A 24,286-nucleotide genomic window follows, 5' to 3' on the forward strand; every position below is an offset into this window, starting at 1 on the left:
AACGAACAGTGCTGTTGCGACATCGTTGCAACGGGTAGGTTGGTGGGCGACATGACGGTCATTACGGAAAGCCGCATCACCAGCGTGGTGCGGGCGGCAGAGGCGCTGCTGTCACACCGCGCCGGATCAGCAGTGGTCCTCGATGATCCCGAGGACCTCGGCGGCAGCGGGCGCACCACGGTGGTGCGGGTCCGGGTCGCCCAGAACCCTCTCAGCCTGGACCGATCGCTCGTGATCAAGGCCCTTCCCGAGCACGAGGACCCGCAGGCCTTCCACCGGGAGATCGCGTCGTACAAGTACGCGACCGCGCTGCCCAACGAATCACGCCCGGGGCCGCAACTCATCGCCTCGGATCCCGACCTGCGGATCATGGTGCTCTCCGACCTCGGCCACGGCCGCTCGATGCTCGAGTACCTCGCCGGCGTCGACCCCGTCGAGACCTCCCGCGCGGTCAGCGCCTGGGGTCAGGCCCTCGGCCGGATGCATGCGGCCACGGTCGGCGGCGAGGGGGACTTCCTCGCGCTGCTGCGCCGCGGACCGTCGGGTACGCAGGGGCGCGACATCCTGCGCGACGAGGCGCTGCGGTCGATCGATTCGGTTGTCGGGCACGCTGCCGCGCTCGACGTCGTGGTCCCGGAGCAGGTCGTCGAGTCGTTGCGGAGCGCGGCGACGCTGTTCGACGAGGGCGATCACCGCGCCTTCAGCCCCTCCGACGTCGGACCCGAGAACATCCTGCTCAACGACGACGGTGTCCAGTTCATGGACTACGAGTGGGGCGGATTCCGCGACGCGACCCTCGACATCGCCTACGCGCTCGTCACCATCACCGCCCAGCTGCCGCCCCGGACCTCCGCGCGTGCCACCGACCTCGAGGTGTCGATGGTGGACGCCTGGCGGTCCGAGGTGCACTCGATCTGGCCGGCCCTCGCCCACGAGCGGGAGATGCAGCGCAAGGTGCTGCTCGCCCGCCAGCTCTGGGTGTGGCTGTCGACGGTGTGGATGTTGCCGGGCGATCCGGAGACGACCGACCAGCCAGATGCCGAGTTCGATGTGGCCGACTTCGGTGCCGCCGGCTTCACCCACGACTGGGCCCTGCACACCAACGACCCCCGCGTGATCGTCAGCCGCTGGACCGATCTCGCCGCCGCGGCCGGACGGGCGGGGGACGACGAGACCGCCGTGTTCGCGACCGCGATGGGCGTCGCGCTCCAGCGCATCTGGCTGGCCTGACACGCTCGTGGACGGACTGTTCGACCCACCTGACGATCCTCGGGCAGGTTCTGCCGGGCCCGGCAACGCGGGCGGCCTCACCGCGCCGCCGTCCCCGACCGCGCCGCTCGCGGTCCGGATGCGCCCGCAGAACCTCGACGAGATCGTCGGGCAGCAGCACCTGCTCGGGACCGGCTCGCCGCTGCGGAAGCTGATCAGCGGGTCGGGCGCGGCGTCGGTGTTGCTCTACGGGCCACCGGGCACCGGCAAGACCACCATGGCCTCGCTCATCGCGCGGGCCACCGGCGGCCGTTTCGAGGCGTTGTCCGCGCTGACCGCAGGGGTGAAAGAGGTGCGGGCGGTCATCGACGTGGCCCGCCGCCGGCTCATCGGCGACGGCAAGAACGGCGGTCAGCAGACGGTCCTGTTCATCGACGAGGTGCACCGGTTCTCCAAGACACAGCAGGATGCACTGCTCGACGCAGTGGAGAACCGCATCGTCCTGCTCGTCGCCGCGACGACCGAGAACCCGTCGTTCTCGGTGGTCGCCCCGCTGCTGTCCCGGTCGCTGGTCCTGCAGCTGCGGTCCCTGACCGACGCCGACATCCGCGAGGTGCTGACCCGGGCGGTCGCCGACCCGCGGGGGCTGGACGGCAAGGTCGAGGTCTCCGACGCCGCCTACGACCACCTCGTCGCGGTGTCGGGCGGGGACGCGCGCCGGGCGCTGACCGCCCTCGAGGCGAGCGCCGACTCGACGGAGTCCATCGACCTGGCCGACGTCGAGACCGCCATCGATCGCGCCGCGGTGCGCTACGACCGGGACGGCGACCAGCACTACGACGTGACGAGCGCGTTCATCAAGTCCATCCGTGGTTCGGACGTCGACGCCGCCGTGCACTATCTCGCGCGGATGATCGCGGCGGGGGAGGACCCGCGGTTCATCGCGCGGCGCCTGATGATCCATGCCAGCGAGGACATCGGGATGGCCGACCCGACGGCCCTGCAGACCGCGGTCGCGGCCGCTCAGGTCGTGAACCTGGTCGGGATGCCGGAGGCCAAACTGGCACTCACCCAGGCGACCATCCACCTCGCGACGGCCCCGAAGTCGGCGGGTGTGGTGTCGGCCATCGGCGCGGCCCTCGCCGACGTCGAGTCGGGCAAGGCCGGCGCGGTTCCGGCCCACCTGCGCGACAGCCACTATCCGGGGGCCAAGAAGCTGGGCAACGGCGTCGCCTACCGATATCCGCACGATGATCCCGATGGCGTTGTGGCGCAACAGTATGCGCCCGACGATCTGGTCGGGAGGGACTACTACGTCCCCACCGACCACGGGCTGGAGCGCGAGATCGGTCCGCGAGTGGCGAAGTTGCGGTCGATCGTGCGCGGCGCGGTGTCGCGGCGCCGGTCCCGCTGACGTTCTCGCAGTTGAGAGTCCCTGCGCCGTTCGACGACCCGCCGACGGTAGGCTGGGATGTCGCGACATCAACGGCCGCCACCACCAACGGCTGCGATCACCAACGGCAGGACGAAACCCACAGTGCAGACGCATGACATCCGGAAGCGGTTCCTGGACCACTTCATCAAGGCCGGGCACACCGAGGTGCCGAGCGCTTCGTTGCTGCTCGACGATCCCAACCTGTTGTTCGTGAATGCCGGCATGGTCCCGTTCAAGCCGTTCTTCCTGGGTGAGCAGACCCCGCCCTACTCGCGGGCCACCAGCGTGCAGAAGTGTGTCCGGACCCTCGACATCGACGAGGTCGGCATCACCACCCGGCACAACACCTTCTTCCAGATGGCGGGCAATTTCTCCTTCGGCGACTACTTCAAGCGGGAGGCCATCACCTTCGCCTGGACGCTGCTGACCAACAGCGTCGCCGACGGCGGCTTCGGCATCGACCCGCAGAAGCTGTGGCCGACCGTCTACCTCGACGACGACGAGGCCGAGGCCATCTGGCGTGATGAGATCGGTGTCCCCGCCGAACGCATCCAGCGACGCGGCATGAAGGACAACTATTGGTCGATGGGCGTGCCTGGCCCGTGCGGTCCCTGTTCGGAGATCTTCTACGACCGCGGGCCCGAGTACGGCGTGGAAGGCGGCCCCGAGGCAGATGAGGACCGTTACATCGAGATCTGGAATCTCGTGTTCATGCAGAACATCCGCGGCCCCGGCGGCGGCAAGGACAACTACGAGATCCTCGGTCCGCTGCCGAAGCAGAACATCGACACCGGCATGGGCGTCGAGCGCGTGGCCTGCATCCTGCAGGGCGTCGACAACGTCTACGAGACCGACCTGTGCAAGCCCATCATCGATCTCGCCGCGCAGCTGTCCGGGCGGGCCTACGGCGCCGGTTCGCACGCCGACGACGTCCGGTTCCGCGTGGTCGCCGACCACGCCCGCACGTCGGCCCTGCTGATCGGCGACGGCGTGCTGCCCGGCAACGACGGCCGGGGATATGTCCTGCGTCGTCTGCTGCGGCGGGTCGTCCGGTCCATGCGTCTGCTCGGCGCCGGGAGCGGAGCGAGCGGGCCGAATCAGCTCGGTAGTGGCGACAGTCAGCCCACCATGGGCACGATCATCGGCAAGGTCATCGATCTGATGGCGCCGTCGTATCCCGAACTCGAGACCCAGCGCAAGCACATCGTCGACGTGGCGGTGGGCGAGGAGACCTCGTTCTCCAAGACCCTCGCCGCGGGTTCGAAGCTGTTCGCCGACGCCGCGACCGCCACCAAGGCCGCGTCGCGCAGCACCATCACCGGGTCGGACGCCTTCACCCTGCACGACACCTACGGTTTCCCGATCGACCTCACCCTGGAGATGGCGGCCGAGGCCGGTCTCGCCGTCGACCAAGAGGGCTTCACCGCGCTCATGGCCGAACAGAAGCAACGCGCCAAGGCCGACGCGACCGCCCGGAAGACCGGGCACGCCGATCTCAGCGTCTACCGCGACTTCCTCGACCGCGGGCCGACCGAGTTCACCGGCTTCGACGAGCTGGTGTCGGAAGCCCGCGTCCTCGGCCTCGTCGCCGACGGTGCGCGATTGCCCGCCGCATCGGCCGGGCAGGAGCTGACGGTCGTTCTCGACCGCACGCCGCTGTACGCCGAGTCCGGTGGACAGATGGCCGACATCGGCACCATCAGCACCGGATCCGGAGTTCGCATGTCGGTCACCGACGTGCAGAAGGTCGGGAAGTCGGTGTGGCTGCACAAGGTCCGCATCGACGAGGGTGAGATCGAAGAGGGCGACGAGGTACTCGCCGCGGTGGACACCGCCTGGCGTCACGGCGCCACCCAGGGCCACTCGGGCACCCACATGGTCCATGCGGCGCTGCGCGAGGTCCTCGGCCCCGGGGCGACGCAGGCCGGGTCCCTGAACCGTCCCGGTTATCTGCGTTTCGACTTCAACGCCGGCGGTCCGGTGACCGAGGCCCAGCGTCGTGAGATCGAGGAGATCAGCAACGCCGCGGTCGAGGCGAACTATCAGGTCAACACCTTCGAGACCGGTCTGTCCGAGGCCAAGGCGATGGGCGCGATGGCGCTCTTCGGCGAGAACTACGGCGACGTCGTCCGCGTCGTCGAGATCGGCGGGCCGTTCTCGATGGAGCTGTGCGGCGGCACGCACGTCGCGTCGTCGTCCCAGATCGGACCCATCACCCTGATCGGCGAATCCTCGGTCGGCTCGGGCGTCCGGCGCGTCGAGGCGTATGTCGGCATGGACTCGTTCCGGTTCCTGTCGAAGGAACGGGCGCTGCTGGCCGGGCTGGCGTCGTCGCTGAAGGTGCCGTCCGAGGAGGTGCCGGGCCGCGTGGAGCAGCTCGTCACCAAGCTGCGCGACGCCGAGAAGGAACTCGAGCGGGTGCGCGCCGACGCCGCACGGGCCGCGGTCTCCGGTCTTCTCGAGACCGCGACGACCGTCGGTGCGACGCTCGTGGTCGAGGGCCGGGTGCCGGGCCTGGACGCCAACGGGCTCCGCTCGGTGGTGACCGACCTGCGTGGCCGGGTCGCCGACCGGCAGGCGGTGATCGCGCTCTTCTCGCCGAGCGGTGACGGGCCGGATGCCAAGGTGCCGTTCGTGATCGCCACCACGGCCGCCGCGCGGGACGCCGGGATCAAGGCCGGCGACCTCGTCAAGGAAGTCGCACCGCTGCTCGGCGGACGTGGCGGCGGCAAACCCGACCTGGCTCAGGGTGCCGGTACCGATCCGTCGGGCATCGCCGCCGCGCTGACCCGCATCCGCGAGTTCGTCGCCTGATGCCCGACCCGCAATCCCGGCCCGACGCTGCGCCGCGGACCCGAGGACGACTCCTCGGCATCGACGTCGGGAGCGTGCGGATCGGCGTCGCCGTGTGTGACCCCGACGGCATCCTCGCCACGCCGGTGGAGACGGTGCGCCGGACTCCGTCGCGCACAGACGATCTCGACCGGATCGCGGCCCTGGTCACCGAGTACGAGGCCGTCGGCGTGGTCGTGGGCCTCCCGAAGACGCTCAAGAACACCGCGGGCACGGCGGCGGAGACCGCGCGTGCTTTCGGGGACCGACTCGCGTCCCGGATAGACCCGGTGGCGGTGCATTGGCACGACGAACGTTTCACGACGGTGACCGCACAGCAGGCACTGCACGCGAGCGGCCGGACGGTGAAGTCCTCGCGCGCGGTGATCGACCAGGCCGCGGCGGTCGCTATTCTTCAGGGGTGGTTGGATGCACGACGGTGAGTCAGGGGAGCCTCCGGTGACCGACGATCGGCGTCGCACACGCCACCGCGACGGCCAGGGACGCCGAACCGAGGGCATGGATCCGGAGCGTCTGCGGTATTTCACCCAGTCCGCCGAGGGATCCCCGCACACGCGGCATCGTCGCCGCCGGACCGGTCCGGACTCCGCGGACCCGGCCGGCCGTCGGCCGGTCCCGCCGCCCGTCCCGCCCGCCGAGCAGGCGCGTCCGGTGGCCGGCTCGCCGCGGCCGCGCGCGACGCCGGTCCGCATCCCGCCGGGACAGACGCCGACCCCGCCGCCGGTCGCGCCGCGCCCCGCGCCGCCGCAGTCCGACACCGATGCCACGATGGCTCGTCCGCCCGCCCCCGAGCAGCCCGCCCCGAAGCGGCCGGCCCCCGAGCGGCCCGCCCCGGAGCCGCCGGCCCCGGAGCCGCCCGTCCGCGGGTCCCGCGACGACGGATTCCGTTCTGCTCCAGTCGCTTACGAACCCGCCGGGTACGAGCAGGATCGCTACGCCGACGAGTCATACGACGACTCGCGGTACGGCCCGCCTGTCGAGACCGCACGACCGGTTCGCGACCCCGCGCCGGCGGCCCCGGCATCGGGCCGGGGTGTCGACGAGCCCGACGACTGGTGGGCCGGGGTCGACGACACCGAGTCCGAGCCGCAGACACGCCGTGCCCCGCGCCGCACGCGCAGCCGGGGTAGACGTCGTGCGGTGCTGGCTCTTGCGATCGTCTTCATGCTCGCGCTCATCACCGGCGTCGGCTACTACGGCGTGCGCGCCACCGGCCTGCTCGAGTCGCGCAAGGACTACACCAACGCGGCGGGTGCCGGCGACGTGGTCGTCGACATCCCGGACAACTCCACACTCGCCGATTTCGGCCGCATCCTCGTCGACGCCGACGTGGTCGGCAGCGTGCGCGCCTTCGTCGATGCCGCAGGCGGACAGCCGATGTCGGGTGGGCTGTACAAGATGCGCACCCAGATCCCGGCGACCACCGCCGTCGAGATGCTGACCGACGACGGTGCCGAACACCGGGTCGGGCGGGTGGTGATCCCGCCGGGACTGCAGCTCGATTCGAAGACGGGTATCGACGGCAAGGTCACCCCGGGCATCTTCCAGCTCATCGAGAACGCGACGTCGTTCTCGGTCAACGGACAGCAGGAGGGGGTGACCGTCGCCGACCTCGAGAAGGCCGCGGCGCAGGCCACCCCGGAGGAGCTCGGCGTACCCGAGTGGGCCCGCCAGAACGTCGCCGCGATGACGGGCGACCACCGGCGGATCGAAGGACTCATCGCGCCCACCACCTGGGAGCGGGTCGAACCCGATCACACCGCCACACAGATCCTGCAGGAGATGATCTCCAAGAGCGGGGCGATGTTCGAGCAGTGGGGGCTGCTGGACCGCAACAACTCCGGGCTCGAGCCGTACGAGACCCTCATCGCGGCGTCGATCGTGGAGCGCGAGGTCCGTCACGTCGAGGACGCGCCGAAGGTGGCGCGGGTCATCCGCAACCGACTCGACCGCGACCAGTTGCTGCAGATGGACTCCACGCAGAACTACACCGCCGACATCACGAACATCGACGTCCACGGCGAGGCCTACAAGAACGACAACGAGTGGAACACCTACCGCTACAAGGGGTTGCCGCCGACACCGATCGCGGCGGTCGGCGTACCGGCCCTCGAGGCGATGCTCGACCCGGCCCCGGGCGGATGGCTGTACTTCGTCACGGTCGACACCGCCGGGACGACGCTGTTCGCCAACACCTTCGAAGACCACAAGCGCAATCGCGAGGTCGCCTGCCGTAACAAGCTGGTGGCCACGGGATGTAGTCAGTGACCGGCGGACCCGCCGTGAACACTATGCCCGCCGACATCCGCTCCCCGTACGGCGCTCACCGCCGGGCCGCGGTCCTGGGTTCGCCGATCACTCACTCGCGCTCGCCGCGCATCCATCTGGCCGCTTACCGGGCGTTGGGGCTGGCCGACTGGCGATACGACCGGATCGAGTGCACCGCCGATCGTCTGCCCGAGATAGTGTCCGGCGCCGACGCCGACTTCATCGGCTTCTCGGTCACCATGCCCAACAAGCGGGCGGCCCTCGACTTCGCGGCCGAGCGCACCGAGCGCGCCGAGCTCGTCGGGTCGGCCAACACCCTCGTGCGGGTGCCGTCCGGATGGCGCGCCGACTGCACCGACATCGACGGAATGGCCGGTGCACTCACCGATCTCGCGGTCGGCGCCGACATCGCGTCCGGGACCACGCCCCTCGCCGTGGTCGTCGGGGCGGGCGGGACGGCCCTGCCGACGATCATGGCCCTCGCCGGCGCGGGCGTCACCGACGTCGTGGTCGTCGCCCGTGACGCCGGCCGCGCCGCGCCCGTCCTCGACCTCTGTGAACGGCTGGGCCTGAGTGGCGAGGTCCTGCCCTTCGAACCCGCCGAGGCCCTGGACCGCCGGTGTCGGGACTCCGCCGTCGTCGTGTCGACCGTGCCCGCCGAGGCGGCCTCCGGACTGGCGTCGACGCTGGCGCAGGCCCGCAAGGTCGTGGACGTGATCTACGACCCCTGGCCGACGCCGCTCGCGACGGCGGTCGGTGCGGCCGGCGGAACCGTCGTCGGCGGTCTGGTCATGCTGGTGAACCAGGCGTTCCGGCAGGTCGAACTCTTCACCGGGCTCCCCGCACCCCGCGAGGCGATGATCGAGGCCCTCACCGCTGACTGACGCCGCGACGTTCGAGGTCGTCCACACGACGAACGGCGTGTGGACAGAGGTGCGGTGATGCGTCGGTCCCGCGTCATGCTCGGCGGATGGGTGAATGCGCAATCCTGGTGTGGCTGTCGGTGGTCGCGGTGACCGACGCCGAGACCCGCCGGATCCCGAATACGCTCGTCTGGCCGGGGATCTGCGGTGCCATGGGCGCGTGCATGGTCCACCCGGGGGTGGCGGTGGCCGCCCTGACGGCCGCGACCCCGTACGCGCTGGCGTTCGGAAGGCGATGGTGCGGCGGCGGGGACGTCAAATTCGCCGCGGCGTGCGGTGCGCTCGCCCTCGACTGGGGCGCCGCGCTTCTCGTCGTCACACTCGCGTCGCTCATCGCGGTGGGCGTGGTACTCGCCGACCGAGTGGCCCGCCGGGAGCCGGCCGGTACCGCCGCGCATCCGCACGGGCCGGCGCTCGTCGCCGCGACGATCGTCGTCGCCGGTCTGCTGTGACGCGTGCTACCCGTGATTCGGCGGCGCCGCCGTCGGACGGGGCACGGCCGCATGGAACAATCGACCACTGTGTTGCGCTGGATAACTGCCGGAGAATCCCACGGCCCCGCCCTGGTCGCCATCGTCGAGGGCATGGTGGCCGGTGTCGAGGTCACCTCGTCCGACATCGGCGAGCAACTGGCTCGCCGCCGGCTCGGCTACGGCCGCGGAGCGCGGATGAAGTTCGAGGCCGACAAGGTCACCGTGCTCGGCGGGGTCCGCCACGGTCAGACCATGGGCGGTCCGGTCGCCATCGAGATCGGCAACACCGAGTGGCCCAAATGGGAGACGGTGATGGCCGCCGACCCCGTGGACGAGGCCGAGCTCGAGGGCAGCGCGCGCAACGCGCCGCTGACCCGTCCCCGGCCCGGCCACGCCGACTACTCGGGCATGCTCAAGTACGGCTTCGACGACGCCCGGCCGGTGCTCGAGCGTGCCAGCGCGCGAGAGACCGCGGCCCGCGTCGCAGCGGGCACGGTCGCCCGCAACTTCCTCCGTCAGGTGCTCGGCATCGACGTCGTCTCCCATGTCATCTCGATCGGCGCGAGCGATCCCTATGTCGGCCCCCCGCCGCGCATCTCCGACCTCGAGGCCATCGACGCCAGCCCGGTCCGGGCCTTCGACGCCGATGCCGAGAAGTCGATGATCGCCGAGATCGAGGCGGCGAAGAAGGACGGCGACACGCTCGGTGGCGTCGTCGAGATCGTCGCGACCGGGGTACCGGTCGGGCTCGGCTCGCACGTGAGCGGTGAGACCCGCCTGGACGCCAAGCTCGCGGCCGCGCTGATGGGCATCCAGGCCATCAAGGGCGTCGAGGTGGGCGACGGATTCACCACCGCGCGCCGTCGCGGCAGCGAGGCCCACGACGAGATGGTGCCCGGCGCCGACGGCGTACTGCGCTCGACCAACCGCGCGGGCGGGCTCGAGGGCGGCATGACCAACGGCGAGGACCTCCGCGTGCGCATCGCCATGAAGCCGATCTCGACGGTGCCGCGCGCACTGTCGACGATCGACATGTCGACGGGGGAGACGGCCAGCGCGATCCATCAGCGTTCCGACGTCTGCGCCGTGCCCGCGGCGGGTGTGGTCGCCGAAGCGATGGTCGCACTCGTCGTCGCCCAGGCCGCGCTCGAGAAGTTCGGCGGTGACTCGGTCGGCGAGACCGCCGCGAACCTCGCCGCCTACCGGGCCGCGGTCGACGCGCGTCCGCCCCGGGCATGACCCAGCCCCCGACCCCGACGCGTGCGACGACCGGTCGTCGTCCGGCGGCCGTGCTGATCGGTTTCATGGGGGCGGGTAAGTCCACGGTCGGCCGCGTGCTCGCCGACCGGCTCGGTGTCGACTTCATCGACACCGATGTCGAGCTCGTCCGCCGCACCGGACGCAGCATCCCGGAGATCTTCGAATCCGATGGCGTCGAGGCGTTCCGGACGATCGAGGAGAACGTCGTCACCGATGTCCTGGACAACCACGGTGGGGTGGTGTCGCTGGGCGGCGGTGCGGTGACGACCGCAGGCGTGCGCGACGCACTGACCGATCAGCGCGTCGTGTATCTGCGGGTCTCGCCCGAGCGCGGATACGAACGCGTGTCCGGTACCGACCGCCCACTGCTGGCGACCGCCGACCCCGCCGCCCGATATGCCGAACTGCTGGCCGGGCGGACGGCCGTCTACGAGGCGGTGTGCACCTTCGACGTCGATGCCGATGCCGACCCCGACACGGTTGCCGACGCCGTCGTCGTCCGACTCGCCCGCGAACTGATGTGAGGAAGCCGAGAATGTCCGAAACCGAACCCATCGCCATCCGGGTCAACGCCGGCGCGCCCTATGACGTGACCATCGGCCGGGGACTCCTCGGCGAGGTGGCCGCCGCGGCACAGGGCGCCGACCGCATCGCGATCCTGTATCAGCCGCCGCTGGCCAAGACCGCCGAGCAGGTCCGAGAGTACCTGGCGGGCAAGGGATTCGACGCCCATCGCGTGGAGATCCCGGATGCGGAGGCCGGTAAGGACCTGTCGGTCGCGTCCTTCTGCTGGGAGGTGTTCGGCCGCATCGGCCTCAAGCGCAACGACAAGGTCATCAGCCTCGGCGGTGGCGCCGCCACCGATCTCGCCGGCTTCGTCGCGGCCACCTGGATGCGCGGCATCGGGGTCATCCACATCCCGACGACGCTGCTGGCGATGGTCGACGCCGCCGTCGGCGGCAAGACCGGCATCAACACCGAGGCCGGCAAGAACCTCGTCGGGTCGTTCCACGAACCCGACGCCGTGCTCATCGACACCGGCACCCTGGAGACCGTCCCGCGCAACGAGATCGTCGCCGGACTCGCCGAGGTCATCAAGACCGGGTTCATCGCCGATCCCACCATCCTCGACATCATCGAGGCGGATCCCGAGGCCGCCGTCGACCCGACGTCGCCGGTGCTGCCCGATCTCATCCGGCGCTCGGTTCAGGTGAAGGCGGATGTGGTGTCGGCCGATCTCAAGGAGTCGTCGCTGCGCGAGATCCTGAACTACGGCCACACCCTGGGACATGCGATCGAGCGGCGGGAGCGCTACCGGTGGCGTCACGGCGCGGCGGTGTCGGTGGGCCTCGTGTTCGCGGCCGAGCTCTCGCGCCTGGCCGGCCGCCTCGACGACGCCACGGCGGATCGGCACAAGGCGATCCTGGATCTCGTCGGGCTCCCCACGACGTATGACCCCGACGCGTTCGCCGATCTCCTGCAGGGCATGGCGGGAGACAAGAAGAACCGCTCGGGCGTTCTGCGCTTCGTGGTCCTGGACGGCCTGGCCAAGCCGGGTCGTCTCGAGGGTCCCGACCCCGGATTGATCGCGGCCGCCTACTCCGCGGTGGCGGGTGGCCCGGCGGCGAAGAGCACGTCGGTGCTGCTGTAGGCCTGACGCCCGGTCAGCTGCCGGTCACCCTTTGCGCCGACTCAGCGAATGCGCTGGGTCGGCGCGTCCGCGTCGGCGGGGATGCCGTCCTCGTGATGGGTCGAGCGATCCTCGTGGACCGACCAGTCGTCGTCGGCGGCGCCCTTGTTCTGGTCGCGCCGCACGAGGAAGCGGCCGATGGCCGCGCCGACGAAGGCCGGGACGAAGACGAGCAGCGCGGTGAACGACGCACCCGCGACGAGTTCGACGAACAGGCTGGCCTGTCCGATCCCGGCGAGGACGACCGTGCCGAGGATCCAGGAGATCAGTCCGGCGAGGACGCCGGCCAGGACACCGGCCTGCAGCCACCGCACCGTGAGGTCCTCGTAGTCGTCGGGGTCCGGGTTGGCGCGCGCGTCACGGATGCCGTCGTAACCACCCCACAGCAGGGCGATGAGGACGACGACGGCGATCGCGATGGTGCGCCAGACGGTGGAGTTCAGCGGCGCCTGGACCACTGCGAATCCGAGCAACACCCGGGCGAGGACGTGAACTGCGGTCATCGTCAGACCGCGCACCAACCACGAAGACATGCGCGTCATCTTACGCACGGTGGTGGTGACAGCGGACACACCTGGTCGAAGTGGTCCGGTTCGCGCGGTTCGGGTGCCCGCCGTAGCGTGGCTGGGGTGCCGATCAACCATGACACGGCCGGGCGTCGCGCCCGGTTGCGTACCGAACTGCGGGCCGCCGACGACCCGGTCTCGTTCCTCGTCGTCTCCGACCTCGTCAACGTCCGCTATCTGACGGGTTTCACCGGCTCCAATGCCGCTGTGCTGATCGATGCGGACGACCCGGCGGGTGACCGCATCGCCACCGACGGCCGCTATCTCACCCAGGTCGCCCAGCAGGTGCCAGACGTCGAACCGATCATCGAACGCGCCGTGGCGCGGGCCCTCGTCGATCACGCCCGCTCCGGCGGGGCCGATCGAATCGGCTTCGAGTCCGACACCGAGACCGTGGCCGGGCACCGGGCACTCTCCGCCGCCGTCGGGGACTCCGGGGTCGAACTGATCGGCACGTCCGGTCTGGTGCAGAACCTCCGGGCCGTCAAAGAGTCGGGGGAGATCGAGCTGCTCCGGGCGGCGTGCGCGATCGGGGATGCGGCCCTGGCGCAGATCATCGCGGACGGCGTCCTGCGGGCCGGGACGACCGAACGCGAGGTCGCGCGGGCCCTCGAATGGGAGATGTACCGCCTCGGGGCCGACGGGATCGCGTTCGAGACCATCGTGGCGGCCGGCGCCCACTCCGCGATCCCGCATCACCGGCCGACGCACACCGCGCTGGCCGACGGCGACCTCGTCAAGATCGACTTCGGCTCCGTCGTCGGCGGGTACCACTCGGACATGACCAGGACCTTCGTCCTGCGCCGCGCCGCGTCGTGGCAGCGTGACCTCTACCAGCTCGTCGAGACCGCGCAGGCCGCCGGCCGGGCGGCGCTGACCCCCGGCGCCGACCTCCGTTCGGTCGACGCGGCGGCGCGCGACGTGATCGACCGCGCCGGGCACGGGGAGCACTACGTGCACGGCCTGGGCCATGGGGTGGGGCTGGAGATCCACGAAGCGCCGGGAATCGGCAAACTCGCGGCGGGTACACTGCCATGCGGTGCAGCGGTCACCGTGGAGCCCGGTGTGTACCTGCCCGGATGGGGCGGGGTCCGGATCGAGGACACACTGGTGGTCACCGACGGCGACCCCGACCTGCTGACCGCCACCGACAAGACATTCACCGTCATCTGACTGCAAGGGAACACAAACCACATGGCATCCACCGCCGACTTCAAGAACGGCCTCGTGCTGCGCATGGACGACCAGCTCTGGCAGATCCAGGAGTTCCAGCACGTGAAGCCGGGCAAGGGTCCCGCGTTCGTGCGCACCAAGATCAAGAACGTGCTGAGCGGCAAGACCGTGGACAAGACCTTCAACGCGGGCGTGAAGGTCGAGACCGCGACCGTCGACCGTCGTGACATGACCTTCCTCTACAACGACGGCACCGACTACGTGTTCATGGACGCGCAGGACTACGAGCAGTTCTCGCTGCCGCCGGCCACCGTCGGCGACGGCGCGCGCTTCCTGCTGGAGAACATGACCGTGCAGGTCTCGCTGAACGAGGGCAATCCGCTGTTCGTCGAGTTGCCGGTCACCGTCGAGCTGATCGTCGCCCAGACCGATCCCGGCCTGCAGGGCGATCGTTCCACCGGCGGGACCAAGCCCGCCACGCTGGAGACCGGAGCCGAGATCCAGGTGCCGCTGTTCATCAACACCGGGGACAAGCTCAAGGTCGATTCGCGCGACGGCAGCTATCTCGGCCGCGTCAACTCCTGACCTGTGAAACAACCCGGAACCCGACACAAGGCCCGACGCCGCGCGGTGGACCTCCTCTTCGAGGCGGAGGCCAAGGGCGTCAGTCCCGCCCAGCTGGTCACCGAACGACGCGAGTACGTCCGATCGGACGAGAGCGTCGGCTCCATCCACGACTACACCGCGACCGTGATCCAGGGACTGGCCGACGATCAGTCCCAGATCGACGCGGTCATCTCGTCGTATCTGCGTGACTGGACCCTCGAACGGCTCCCTGCCGTCGACCGCGCCATCATGCGCCTGGCGACCTGGGAGCTGTTCAACTCGCTCGACGTCGACACGATCGTGGTCGTCGACGAGGCGGTCGAGCTCGCCAAGGAACTCTCCACCGACGACTCGCCCGCCTTCGTCAACGGGGTGCTGGCCAAGATCGCCGAACTCGCTCCCCAGGTCCGGGCGGCCGCGTCCGCCGAACCCGCACCCGGACGGCCGGAGCAGAACTGATCCGCACCGGGTGTGGCGTACGTCGCGGGAATTCGTCGGCGTCGCCGCCCGGTGTAGAGTGTCGCGAGACAGACATCCTTTAACGATCCGTCCTGCGAGGCGGAGAAGGAGGTCGGCTTTGGCCAGCCCCGCTCCCAGGGTGCTGCTCGATGCCGCCGACGTGTCGCGGACGATTGCTCGTGTCGCGCACCAGGTCATCGAGAAGACTGCTCTGGACTCGCCCGACGCACCCCGCGTCGTTCTCATCGGAATCCCCACTCGCGGAACATCTCTCGCCACCCGGCTGGGTGCCAAGATCGGTGAGTTCGCGGGTGTCGACGTGCCGGTGGGTTACCTCGACATCACGCTGTACCGCGACGATCTGCGCGGCAAGCCGCACCGTCCGCTGGAGCGGACGATGGTGCCCGCGGGTGGCGTCGACAACGCCATCGTGATCCTGGTCGATGATGTCCTCTACTCGGGCCGGACGGTGCGCGCGGCGCTCGACGCCCTGCGCGATCTCGGTCGTCCCGCGGCCGTCCAGCTCGCGGTCCTCGTCGACCGCGGCCATCGCGAACTCCCGTTGCGCGCAGACTATGTCGGCAAGAACATCCCGACGGCCCGGGACGAGCAGGTCTCGGTCCATCTCGTCGAGCACGACGGCATCGACGAGGTCGTCCTCGCGTCGGCATCGAGTTCGGCTGCGGCGGAGAGTGATTCGTGATGCGGCATCTGCTGTCGACGCAGGACCTCAGCCGCGACGATGCCACCGCTCTCCTCGACGACGCCGAGCGCTTCGAGCAGGCGCTCACCGGGCGCGAGGTGCGCAAGCTGCCGACACTGCGCGGGCGCACGGTGATGACCGTGTTCTACGAGAACTCGACCCGTACCCGGGTCTCCTTCGAGGTCGCGGGCAAGTGGATGAGCGCCGACGTCATCAACGTCAGCGCCTCGAGTTCCTCTGCGGGCAAAGGGGAGTCGCTGCGCGACACGGCCAAGACCCTGCACGCCGCGGGCGCCGACGCGCTGATCGTCCGGCACCCGGCCTCGGGTGCGCCGGCCCAGATCGCCGACTGGACGACGACTCCCGACGGTGACGGCCCCGCGGTCATCAACGCCGGGGACGGCACGCACGAGCATCCCACGCAGGCACTCCTCGACGCGCTGACCCTGCGTCAGCGCCTCGGATCACTCGACGGTCGGCGCATCGCCATCGTCGGCGACATCATCCATTCCCGTGTCGCCCGGTCCAATGCGCATCTGCTCTCGACACTCGGCGCCGAGGTCGTGCTGGTCGCACCGCCGACCCTGCTGCCGGTCGGGGTCGAGCAGTGGCCGGTGAGCGTCTCCGGCAGCCTCGACGCCGAACTCCCCGCCGTCGACGCCGTCATGATGCTCCGGGTCCAGGCCGAGCGCATGAACGGCGGGTTCTTCCCGAGTGCCCGCGAGTACTCGGTCCGGTTCGGGCTGAACGACCGCCGACTGTCTCTGCTGCACGATGACGCGGTCGTCCTGCATCCGGGACCGATGCTGCGCGGCATGGAGATCGGCTACTCGGTGGCCGATTCGCCCAAGGCCACCGTGCTCGAACAGGTCCGCAACGGCGTGCACGTCCGGATGGCGGTCCTGTTCCGTCTGCTCGTGGGTTCCGATTCCGCGGGAGCCCACCTATGACCCCCCTCACAACCATTGCAGGAGTTGGACAGTGAGCGCCACAACCGGATCCGTACCGCCGACCGGGTCCGTCCTCATCAGAGCCGTCCGCCCGTACGGCGAGGGAGACCCGATCGACGTCCTCGTCGTCGACGGTGTCATCAGCGAGCTGGGTTCGGCGGTCACCGCACCCGAGGGGACCGAGGTGATCGACGGCAAGGGCGGAGTGCTCCTGCCCGGCTTCGTCGACCTGCACACCCACCTGCGTGAGCCGGGCCGTGAGGACACCGAGACGATCCGCTCGGGTTCGGCAGCCGCGGCGCTCGGCGGCTACACCGCCGTCTTCGCGATGGCCAACACCAGCCCGGTGGCCGACAACTCGACTGTCACCGACAACGTGTGGCGGTCGGGGCGCGAGGTCGGGCTCGTCGACGTCTACCCGGTCGGCGCGGTGACCGTCGGTCTCGGCGGCAAGCAGCTCGCCGAGATGGGCATGATGGCGGCCGGCGCCGCGGGCGTGCGGATGTTCAGCGACGACGGCAAGTGCGTCGACGATCCGCTGCTGATGCGTCGTGCTCTGGAATACGCCACCGGGCTCGGGGTCCTCATCGCCCAGCACGCCGAAGAACCGCGGCTGACCGTCGGTGCGGTCGCCAACGAAGGGCCGACGGCCTCGCGTCTCGGCCTGGCGGGCTGGCCGCGCGCCGCCGAGGAGTCCATCGTCATCCGCGACGCCCTTCTCGCGCGCGATGCCGGGGCGCGTATCCACATCTGCCACGCCTCCACGGAGGGCACCGTCGAACTGTTGCGGTGGGCGAAGGAACAGGGGATCGCGATCACCGCCGAGGTGACACCGCACCACCTGCTCCTCGACGACTCGGTCCTGCACACCTACGACCCGGTGAACAAGGTGAATCCGCCGTTGCGCGAGGTCCGCGACAAGCAGGCATTGCGGCAGGCGCTCGCCGAGGGGATCGTCGACTGTGTGGCCACCGACCACGCCCCGCACGCCGCGCAGGAGAAGTGCTGCGAATTCGCGCAGGCCAAGCCCGGGATGCTCGGCTTGCAGACGGCGCTGCCGATCATCGTGGAGACCCTGGTGAAGCCCGGCCTGCTGGACTGGCGCGGCGTCGCGCGGGTCATGAGTGAGCGACCGGCGCAGATCGTCGAGCTCACCGATCAGGGCCGTCCGATCGAGGTGGGTGAACCCGCGAACCTCGCCGTTGTCGATCCGGACACGCCCTGGGTGGTCCATGGTCCCGACCTGGCGAGCCTGTCCGACAACACCCCGTTCGAAGCGATGACCATGCCCGCCACGATCACCGCGACCGTGCTGCGCGGCGTGGTGACCGCTCGCGACGGGCAGGTGACCCGATGACCCCGGCGCCGGGAGCGAAGCGAGCGGGCCGAACCAGACCCGCGAGGACAAGGCGCGGACTGATCCCGGGGATTCTCGCGGTCCTGGTCATCGCCTCGGTGATCGCCTCGCTGTTCGGATACGGCAAGATCGTTTTCAACGCATGGTTCATCGGCGCCGTCGCACTGCTCGCCATCGGGATCCTTTCGGTGTTCTACCTGCTGGTGACGGGGAACCGGAAGAAGACCGCGGCGCAGGCCGACCTCATCGGTGCACTCCCGACGATCCCCGCCGACCCGGGCACAGTGCTCCGAGGCCCGGACACCGGCCTCTACCTCGGCAGCACCGTCGCGCCGAGCTGGCAGAACCGGGTGACAGTCGGTGACATCGGTGATCGTGCGTCGTCGGTGCTGACCGAATTCGAGACAGGCATCCTCATCGCGCGCCAGGGTGCGAGTGACATCTGGATTCCGCGCGAGTCGGTCACCGCGGTCCGGACGGAGCGCGGCATCGCGGGCAAGGTGATGACCGCCGACGGCGTCCTCGCCATCCGCTGGGTCCTGCCCAACGGAACCGAGATCGACTCCGGGGTGCGCGCCGACGACAAATCGATCTACCCCGGCTGGGTGAACGCCTTCGCCGGGACGCATGACAGTGGACACGGTCCACAGGGACAAGGGGCACAGGAATGAACACAGCGGTCTTGGTGCTGGAGAACGGTCAGGTGTTCACCGGCCGGAGCTACGGCGCAGTCGGCGAGACCCTTGGCGAGGCGGTGTTCTGCACCGCGATGACCGGCTATCAGGAGACCCTGACGGATCCGAGCTACCACCGGCAGATCGTGGTGGCCACCGCGCCGCAGATCGGCAACACCGGTTGGAACACCGAGGACGGCGAGAGCACCGGTAGCGCCGGGAGCACCGGCGTCGACGGTGACTCGGGCAAGATCTGGGTCGCCGGTTATGCCGTGCGCAACCCCACCCGACGCGTCTCCAACTGGCGTGCGACGACCTCCCTGGAGGAGGAGCTGGACCGCCAGGGCGTCGTCGGCATCGGCGGCATCGACACCCGCACCGTCGTCCGCATCCTCCGCGACCACGGCTCGATGAAGGCCGGCATCTTCTCCGGTCCGGCCCTGGCCGACACCGACGAACTCGTCGCCCGGGTCCGCAATCAGCCGGACATGAAGGGCGCCCGGCTGGCCGACGAGGTCACCACCAGCGACGGCTACGTCGTCGAACCCCTCGATCAGCACCGTTTCACGGTGGCCGCCATCGATCTGGGGATCAAGACGAACACGCCGCGGATGTTCGCCGAACGGGGAGTGCGCACCCACGTGCTGCCCGCGACGGTCGCGCTCGACGCGATCGCCGACCTCGAGCCCGACGGCGTCTTCCTCTCGAACGGTCCCGGCGACCCGGCCACCGCCGACGACATCGTCGAACTCACCCGCGGGGTTCTCGGTCGGGACATCCCGCTGTTCGGCATCTGCTTCGGCAACCAGATCCTGGGCCGCGCGCTCGGCCGTTCGACCTACAAGATGAAGTTCGGACACCGCGGCATCAACATCCCGGTCGTCGACCACGCCACCGGCAAGGTCTCGATCACCTCGCAGAACCATGGCTTCGCGCTCGAAGGCGAGGCGGGGGAGGAGTTCGACTCCGACTTCGGCCGAGCCCGCGTCAGCCATGTCTGCGCCAACGACGGCACCGTGGAGGGCGTCGAACTGCTCTCCGGCCGCGCCTTCTCCGTGCAGTACCACCCCGAAGCGGCGGCCGGCCCCCACGATGCCGCGTACCTGTTCGACAAGTTCGTCACCCTGCTCGAGGGCGACCGTGAGTCCCGCAAGACCAAGAACCAAGGAGCGAGTGCCTGATGCCGCGCCGCGAAGACATCAACCACGTCCTGGTCATCGGGTCCGGGCCGATCGTCATCGGTCAGGCCTGCGAGTTCGACTACTCCGGGACCCAGGCGTGCCGTGTGCTCAAGGCCGAAGGCCTGCGCGTGTCCCTGGTGAACTCCAACCCGGCGACGATCATGACCGACCCGGAATTCGCCGACGCGACCTACATCGAGCCGATCACGGCCGAGTACGTGGAGAAGGTCATCGAGGCCGAACGCGACGCCGGACATCCCATCGACGCGGTGCTGGCCACCCTCGGCGGGCAGACCGCGCTGAACACCGCTGTCGCACTGCATGATCGGGGTTCGCTGGAGAAGTACGACATCGAACTGATCGGTGCCGACTTCGACGCGATCCAGCGTGGCGAGGACCGCCAGATGTTCAAGGACATCGTGGAGAAGGTCGGTGGTGAGAGCGCCCGGTCGCGGGTATGCCACACCATGGACGAGGTGCGCGACACCGTCGCCGAACTCGGCTTCCCGGTGGTCGTCCGACCCTCGTTCACCATGGGCGGCCTCGGTTCCGGCATGGCCTACGACGACGCAGACCTCGACCGCATCGCCGGCGGCGGCCTGGCCGCGTCGCCGACGGCCAACGTCCTCATCGAGGAGTCGATCCTCGGGTGGAAGGAATACGAACTCGAGCTCATGCGCGACAACCGCGACAACGTCGTGGTCGTCTGCTCGATCGAGAATCTCGACCCGGTCGGCGTACACACCGGCGACTCGGTGACGGTCGCCCCGGCGATGACGCTGACCGACCGCGAGTACCAGATCATGCGTGACCTCTCCATCGACATCCTCCGCGAGGTCGGCGTCGACACAGGCGGTTGCAACATCCAGTTCGCGCAGGACCCGCGCGACGGCCGGCTCGTCGTCATCGAGATGAACCCGCGCGTGTCGCGGTCGTCGGCACTGGCGTCGAAGGCCACCGGCTTCCCGATCGCGAAGATCGCCGCCAAGCTGGCCATCGGCTACAGCCTCGACGAGATCGTCAACGACATCACCAAGGAGACCCCGGCCTGCTTCGAGCCGACGCTCGACTACGTGGTGGTGAAGGCTCCGCGGTTCGCGTTCGAGAAGTTCCCGGGCGCGGACGACACGCTCACCACCACCATGAAGTCGGTGGGGGAGGCGATGAGCCTCGGCCGCAGCTTCGCCGAAGCGCTCGGCAAGGTCATGCGCTCGCTCGAGACGAAGGCCGGTGGATTCTGGGCCGAGCCGAACCGCCCGGACCCGGCCACGGTCGACCTGCCCGCGCTGCTGGAGGACATCAAGACCCCGAAGGACGGTCGGCTGTACAAGCTGATGCTGGCCTTCGACGCGGGCGCGACGATCGAGGACCTGTACGAGGCCACCGCGATCGACCCGTGGTTCCTCGCCGAGATCGGGGGCATCGCCGCTCTGGGAGCAGAGCTGCGCGATGCCGACACCCTCGACGAGGCTTTGCTCCGCGAGGCGAAGTCGACCGGCTTCTCGGACCGTCAGATTGCCGCGCTGCGTACGGATTTCGCTGACGAGGCGGCCGTGCGCGCGCATCGGATCGAGCTGGGCGTGCGTCCGGTCTACAAGACCGTGGACACCTGCGCGGCCGAGTTCGAGGCGAAGACGCCGTACCACTACTCCAGCTACGAGCTCGATCCGGCGGCGACCAGCGAGATCGCACCGCAGACCGATCGGGAGAAGGTCCTGATCCTGGGGTCGGGCCCCAACCGCATCGGACAGGGCATCGAGTTCGACTACTCGTGTGTGCACGCCGCGCTCACGCTGTCGGAGGCCGGGTACGAGACCGTGATGGTCAACTGCAACCCGGAGACCGTGTCGACGGACTACGACACCGCCGATCGCCTGTACTTCGAGCCGCTGACCTTCGAAGACGTGCTCGAGGTGTACCACGCCGAGTCGCAGTCGGGGACGGTCGCCGGAGTCATCGTGCAGCTCGGCGGACAGACCCCGCTCGGACTGGCGCATCGGCTCGAGGCGGCCGGCGTACCGATCGTCGGCACCAGTCCGGCCGCCATCGACCTGGCCGAGGACCGCGGTGAGTTCGGCAAGGTCCTCACCGCCGCCGGCCTGCCGGCGCCGGCGTTCGGCACCGCGACGAGCTTCGCCGAGGCGCGCGACACGGCCGCCCGGATCGGGTATCCGGTGCTCGTCCGGCCGTCGTATGTCCTCGGTGGCCGCGGAATGGAGATCGTCTATGACGAGAAGTCCTTGGAGGACTACATCTCTCGGGCGACCGAGCTGACCCCGGATCACCCGGTGCTGGTCGACCGGTTCCTCGAGGATGCGGTGGAGATCGACGTCGACGCCCTGTGCGACGGTGACGAGGTCTACATCGGCGGCGTGATGGAGCACATCGAGGAGGCCGGTATCCACTCCGGTGACTCCGCCTGTGCGTTGCCGCCGGTGACCCTCGGGCGCGCCGACCTGGAGATGGTGCGTTCCTCGACCGAGGCGCTCGCCAAGGGCATCGGCGTGAAGGGGCTGCTCAACGTCCAGTACGCGCTGAAGGACGACATCCTCTACGTGCTCGAGGCGAATCCGCGTGCGAGCCGGACGGTTCCGTTCGTCTCCAAGGCGACCGCGGTGCCGCTGGCCAAGGCATGTGCCCGGGTCATGCTCGGCGCGTCGATCGCCGACCTGCGCGAGCAGGGCATCCTGCCGGCCACCGGCGACGGGGGCGAGGCCCCGGCCACCGCACCCATCTCGGTGAAAGAAGCGGTCCTGCCGTTCAACCGGTTCCGGCGACACGACGGAAGCGGCGTCGACAACCTGCTCAGCCCCGAGATGAAGTCGACCGGTGAGGTCATGGGCATCGACGCCGACTTCGGGCGCGCCTTCGCCAAGTCGCAGACCGCCGCCTACGGGTCTCTGCCCACCAGCGGCAAGATCTTCGTGTCGGTGGCCAACAAGGACAAGCGGGCGCTGATCTTCCCGGTCAAGCACCTCGCCGACCTCGGTTTCGAGATCCTGGCCACCGAGGGCACCGCGGACGTGTTGCGGCGCAACGGGATCAAGTGTGAGACGGTGCGCAAGCACTTCGAGGCCGCCGAGGGGCAGCGCACGATCGTCGACATCATCCGGGGCGGCGAGGTGACGATGGTCATCAACACGCCGTACGGCAACTCCGGTCCGCGCGTCGACGGCTACGAGATCCGCAGCGCGGCGGTGTCGGTCAACATCCCGTGTATCACCACCGTGCAGGGGGCCTCCGCTGCCGTGCAGGGCATCGAGGCCGCGATGACCGGAGACATCGGGGTGCGGTCACTGCAGAATCGGCACGCCGACCTGGCCGGCCGGTCGTGATCGACGCGTCCGGGTTCGGAGACCGCTACGCACGTGTGGTCGCCGAGCGCGGGCGTCTGTGTGCGGGGATCGATCCACACGCGGCGCTGCTCGAGGAGTGGGGGCTGCCGGTCACCGTCGACGGCCTGTCCCGCTTCGCCGACATCTGCGTCGATTCGCTCGGGCCGGTGGCCGCGGTGATCAAACCTCAGGTCGCGTTCTTCGAGCCGTTCGGAGCGGCCGGTTTCGCGGTGCTCGAACGGGTCATCGCGGGCTGCCGGGATGCGGGTGCGCTGGTGGTCGCCGACGCCAAACGCGGTGACATCGGTTCGACGATGGCCGCCTACGCGCAGGCATGGTTGTCGGACTCGTCGCCGCTGTGCGCCGACTCGGTGACCGCGTCGCCGTACCTCGGCTACGAGTCCCTCCGCCCCGCGCTCGACCTCGCTCGCGAGGGCTCCCGCGGAGTGTTCGTGTTGGCGCGGACGTCCAACCCCGAGGGCGGCGACATCCAGCGGGCGCGAGCGGGGGAGCAGACCGTCGCGCAATCGATCGTCGATGCCGCCGCGGCCGAGAACACCGACGGCACCGCGACGGTCGGGCTGGTCGTCGGAGCCACCCGCGAACACGGCCTGGATCTCGCCGAATTACGCGGCCCTATCCTGGCGCCCGGGCTGGGCGCCCAGGGTGCCACGGCCGCCGATCTGCCCGTGGTGTTCGACGGCGCCGATCCGGCCTGGGTGCTGCCCGCCAGTTCCCGCGGGGTTCTTCGCGCCGGGCCGGACCCGACCTCGTTGCGCGACGCGTTCGTCAGGACTCGCGACGAGGTCGAGGCCGCGCTGGGCTGAGACACCGGTGGCGGGCCTGCCCGTCACCCCGCACGTCCGCCGGCCCCGGACGGCGCGACACGCGCGACCCCCCACCTCAATCGCAGAAATTCAGGTCACACCACTCGTGTCACACGCGTATCAGCGCGTCCGGGGTCCGGACGCGGGTCTTTCGCGTTGCTAGCGAACCGCTGGCTGCGCGATGCCGCGCTGACCTGCGGTGATGATGCAAAACACGTAGTCAGGGCGATGGCGAGAACAGTGAATCGGTGCTGTGCCCGTGTGAACGCACCGAGAGCCCTACAACATGAGAAAAGACCGCGAAAACGGGGGGTCGCACTCGCAAATGCCTGCTCACGTCGGTA

At 69.6% G+C, this 24,286-nt stretch carries 21 protein-coding genes; 20 read left to right on the forward strand and 1 reads right to left on the reverse strand.

Annotated elements, in window-relative coordinates; genetic code table 11:
- Positions 1-51: 51 nt before the first annotated feature.
- The 10 genes from BCM27_RS11955 to aroB all read left to right on the forward strand — a co-directional run bounded on the left by BCM27_RS11955 (position 52) and on the right by aroB (position 12,072).
- Positions 52-1,230, forward strand: a complete 1,179-nt coding sequence (locus BCM27_RS11955; protein WP_033203545.1) for a hypothetical protein — start codon at positions 52-54, stop codon at positions 1,228-1,230.
- Between the two features lie 7 nt (positions 1,231-1,237).
- Positions 1,238-2,623 (forward strand): replication-associated recombination protein A, encoded by a 1,386-nt coding sequence (locus BCM27_RS11960; protein WP_004019009.1) that lies wholly within the window; start codon positions 1,238-1,240, stop codon positions 2,621-2,623.
- 123 nt (positions 2,624-2,746) lie between these two features.
- Positions 2,747-5,458 carry an alanine--tRNA ligase gene (gene alaS / locus BCM27_RS11965; RefSeq protein WP_004019008.1) on the forward strand — a complete coding sequence of 904 codons (2,712 nt, stop codon included), beginning with the start codon at positions 2,747-2,749 and terminating at the stop codon, positions 5,456-5,458.
- Positions 5,458-5,919, forward strand: coding sequence for a Holliday junction resolvase RuvX (gene ruvX, locus BCM27_RS11970; RefSeq protein ID WP_004019007.1), 462 nt, complete (start codon positions 5,458-5,460; stop codon positions 5,917-5,919). The genes alaS and ruvX overlap by 1 nt, the downstream gene beginning before the upstream one ends.
- Positions 5,906-7,765 (forward strand): endolytic transglycosylase MltG, encoded by a 1,860-nt coding sequence (gene mltG, locus BCM27_RS11975; RefSeq protein WP_033203420.1) that lies wholly within the window; start codon positions 5,906-5,908, stop codon positions 7,763-7,765. Before ruvX ends, mltG begins: the two co-directional genes overlap by 14 nt.
- Positions 7,766-7,788: 23 nt before the next feature.
- Positions 7,789-8,649, forward strand: coding sequence for a shikimate dehydrogenase (locus BCM27_RS11980; protein ID WP_051987070.1), 861 nt, complete (start codon positions 7,789-7,791; stop codon positions 8,647-8,649).
- Positions 8,650-8,735: 86 nt separating this feature from the next.
- Positions 8,736-9,140 (forward strand): prepilin peptidase, encoded by a 405-nt coding sequence (locus BCM27_RS11985; protein ID WP_004020874.1) that lies wholly within the window; start codon positions 8,736-8,738, stop codon positions 9,138-9,140.
- Between the two features lie 51 nt (positions 9,141-9,191).
- A complete protein-coding gene (gene aroC / locus BCM27_RS11990) occupies positions 9,192-10,400 on the forward strand; it encodes a chorismate synthase (RefSeq protein ID WP_004020875.1) in 1,209 nt (402 codons plus the stop codon).
- On the forward strand, positions 10,397-10,945 hold the full coding sequence (locus tag BCM27_RS11995; RefSeq protein ID WP_004020876.1) for a shikimate kinase: 549 nt from the start codon (positions 10,397-10,399) through the stop codon (positions 10,943-10,945). The genes aroC and BCM27_RS11995 overlap by 4 nt, the downstream gene beginning before the upstream one ends.
- Positions 10,946-10,956: 11 nt before the next feature.
- Positions 10,957-12,072 carry a 3-dehydroquinate synthase gene (aroB, locus tag BCM27_RS12000; RefSeq protein WP_004020877.1) on the forward strand — a complete coding sequence of 372 codons (1,116 nt, stop codon included), beginning with the start codon at positions 10,957-10,959 and terminating at the stop codon, positions 12,070-12,072.
- A 41-nt stretch (positions 12,073-12,113) separates the two neighbouring features.
- On the opposite strand, the gene BCM27_RS12005 is transcribed toward aroB, so the two are convergent.
- Positions 12,114-12,644 carry a B-4DMT family transporter gene (locus BCM27_RS12005; RefSeq protein WP_004020878.1) on the reverse strand — a complete coding sequence of 177 codons (531 nt, stop codon included), beginning with the start codon at positions 12,642-12,644 and terminating at the stop codon, positions 12,114-12,116.
- A 96-nt stretch (positions 12,645-12,740) separates the two neighbouring features.
- Here BCM27_RS12005 and BCM27_RS12010 point away from each other — a divergent pair, with 96 nt between their 5' ends.
- The 10 genes from BCM27_RS12010 to pyrF all read left to right on the forward strand — a co-directional run bounded on the left by BCM27_RS12010 (position 12,741) and on the right by pyrF (position 23,942).
- A complete protein-coding gene (locus BCM27_RS12010) occupies positions 12,741-13,850 on the forward strand; it encodes a M24 family metallopeptidase (RefSeq protein WP_004020879.1) in 1,110 nt (369 codons plus the stop codon).
- A 21-nt stretch (positions 13,851-13,871) separates the two neighbouring features.
- A complete protein-coding gene (efp, locus tag BCM27_RS12015) occupies positions 13,872-14,435 on the forward strand; it encodes an elongation factor P (protein WP_004020880.1) in 564 nt (187 codons plus the stop codon).
- Positions 14,436-14,438: 3 nt separating this feature from the next.
- Positions 14,439-14,915, forward strand: a complete 477-nt coding sequence (gene nusB, locus BCM27_RS12020; protein ID WP_004020881.1) for a transcription antitermination factor NusB — start codon at positions 14,439-14,441, stop codon at positions 14,913-14,915.
- Positions 14,916-15,033: 118 nt separating this feature from the next.
- Positions 15,034-15,618, forward strand: a complete 585-nt coding sequence (gene pyrR, locus BCM27_RS12025; protein ID WP_033203415.1) for a bifunctional pyr operon transcriptional regulator/uracil phosphoribosyltransferase PyrR — start codon at positions 15,034-15,036, stop codon at positions 15,616-15,618.
- Positions 15,618-16,568 (forward strand): aspartate carbamoyltransferase catalytic subunit, encoded by a 951-nt coding sequence (locus BCM27_RS12030; protein WP_004021995.1) that lies wholly within the window; start codon positions 15,618-15,620, stop codon positions 16,566-16,568. The genes pyrR and BCM27_RS12030 overlap by 1 nt, the downstream gene beginning before the upstream one ends.
- Positions 16,569-16,599: 31 nt before the next feature.
- Positions 16,600-17,925, forward strand: coding sequence for a dihydroorotase (locus tag BCM27_RS12035; RefSeq protein WP_004021994.1), 1,326 nt, complete (start codon positions 16,600-16,602; stop codon positions 17,923-17,925).
- Positions 17,922-18,596: a PH-like domain-containing protein gene (locus tag BCM27_RS12040; RefSeq protein WP_004021993.1), complete on the forward strand. Its 675-nt coding sequence runs from the start codon at positions 17,922-17,924 to the stop codon at positions 18,594-18,596. The genes BCM27_RS12035 and BCM27_RS12040 overlap by 4 nt, the downstream gene beginning before the upstream one ends.
- On the forward strand, positions 18,593-19,780 hold the full coding sequence (carA, locus tag BCM27_RS12045) for a glutamine-hydrolyzing carbamoyl-phosphate synthase small subunit (protein WP_004021992.1): 1,188 nt from the start codon (positions 18,593-18,595) through the stop codon (positions 19,778-19,780). The genes BCM27_RS12040 and carA overlap by 4 nt, the downstream gene beginning before the upstream one ends.
- On the forward strand, positions 19,780-23,115 hold the full coding sequence (carB, locus tag BCM27_RS12050; RefSeq protein WP_004021991.1) for a carbamoyl-phosphate synthase large subunit: 3,336 nt from the start codon (positions 19,780-19,782) through the stop codon (positions 23,113-23,115). The genes carA and carB overlap by 1 nt, the downstream gene beginning before the upstream one ends.
- On the forward strand, positions 23,112-23,942 hold the full coding sequence (gene pyrF, locus BCM27_RS12055) for an orotidine-5'-phosphate decarboxylase (RefSeq protein ID WP_004021990.1): 831 nt from the start codon (positions 23,112-23,114) through the stop codon (positions 23,940-23,942). The genes carB and pyrF overlap by 4 nt, the downstream gene beginning before the upstream one ends.
- Positions 23,943-24,286: the final 344 nt, after the last annotated feature.

It is taken from the genome of Gordonia terrae, from assembly GCF_001698225.1.
GTDB lineage: Bacteria > Actinomycetota > Actinomycetes > Mycobacteriales > Mycobacteriaceae > Gordonia > Gordonia terrae.

Coding starts and splice junctions, on each gene's coding strand:
- BCM27_RS11955 (WP_033203545.1), top strand. CDS start 52: ATGACGGTCATTACGGAAAGCCGCATCACCAGCGTGGTGCGGGCGGCA.
- ruvX (WP_004019007.1), top strand. CDS start 5,458: ATGCCCGACCCGCAATCCCGGCCCGACGCTGCGCCGCGGACCCGAGGA.
- mltG (WP_033203420.1), top strand. CDS start 5,906: ATGCACGACGGTGAGTCAGGGGAGCCTCCGGTGACCGACGATCGGCGT.
- BCM27_RS11980 (WP_051987070.1), top strand. CDS start 7,789: ATGCCCGCCGACATCCGCTCCCCGTACGGCGCTCACCGCCGGGCCGCG.
- BCM27_RS11985 (WP_004020874.1), top strand. CDS start 8,736: ATGGGTGAATGCGCAATCCTGGTGTGGCTGTCGGTGGTCGCGGTGACC.
- aroC (WP_004020875.1), top strand. CDS start 9,192: ATGGAACAATCGACCACTGTGTTGCGCTGGATAACTGCCGGAGAATCC.
- BCM27_RS11995 (WP_004020876.1), top strand. CDS start 10,397: ATGACCCAGCCCCCGACCCCGACGCGTGCGACGACCGGTCGTCGTCCG.
- aroB (WP_004020877.1), top strand. CDS start 10,957: ATGTCCGAAACCGAACCCATCGCCATCCGGGTCAACGCCGGCGCGCCC.
- BCM27_RS12005 (WP_004020878.1), bottom strand. CDS start 12,644: ATGTCTTCGTGGTTGGTGCGCGGTCTGACGATGACCGCAGTTCACGTC.
- efp (WP_004020880.1), top strand. CDS start 13,872: ATGGCATCCACCGCCGACTTCAAGAACGGCCTCGTGCTGCGCATGGAC.
- BCM27_RS12030 (WP_004021995.1), top strand. CDS start 15,618: ATGCGGCATCTGCTGTCGACGCAGGACCTCAGCCGCGACGATGCCACC.
- BCM27_RS12040 (WP_004021993.1), top strand. CDS start 17,922: ATGACCCCGGCGCCGGGAGCGAAGCGAGCGGGCCGAACCAGACCCGCG.
- carA (WP_004021992.1), top strand. CDS start 18,593: ATGAACACAGCGGTCTTGGTGCTGGAGAACGGTCAGGTGTTCACCGGC.
- carB (WP_004021991.1), top strand. CDS start 19,780: ATGCCGCGCCGCGAAGACATCAACCACGTCCTGGTCATCGGGTCCGGG.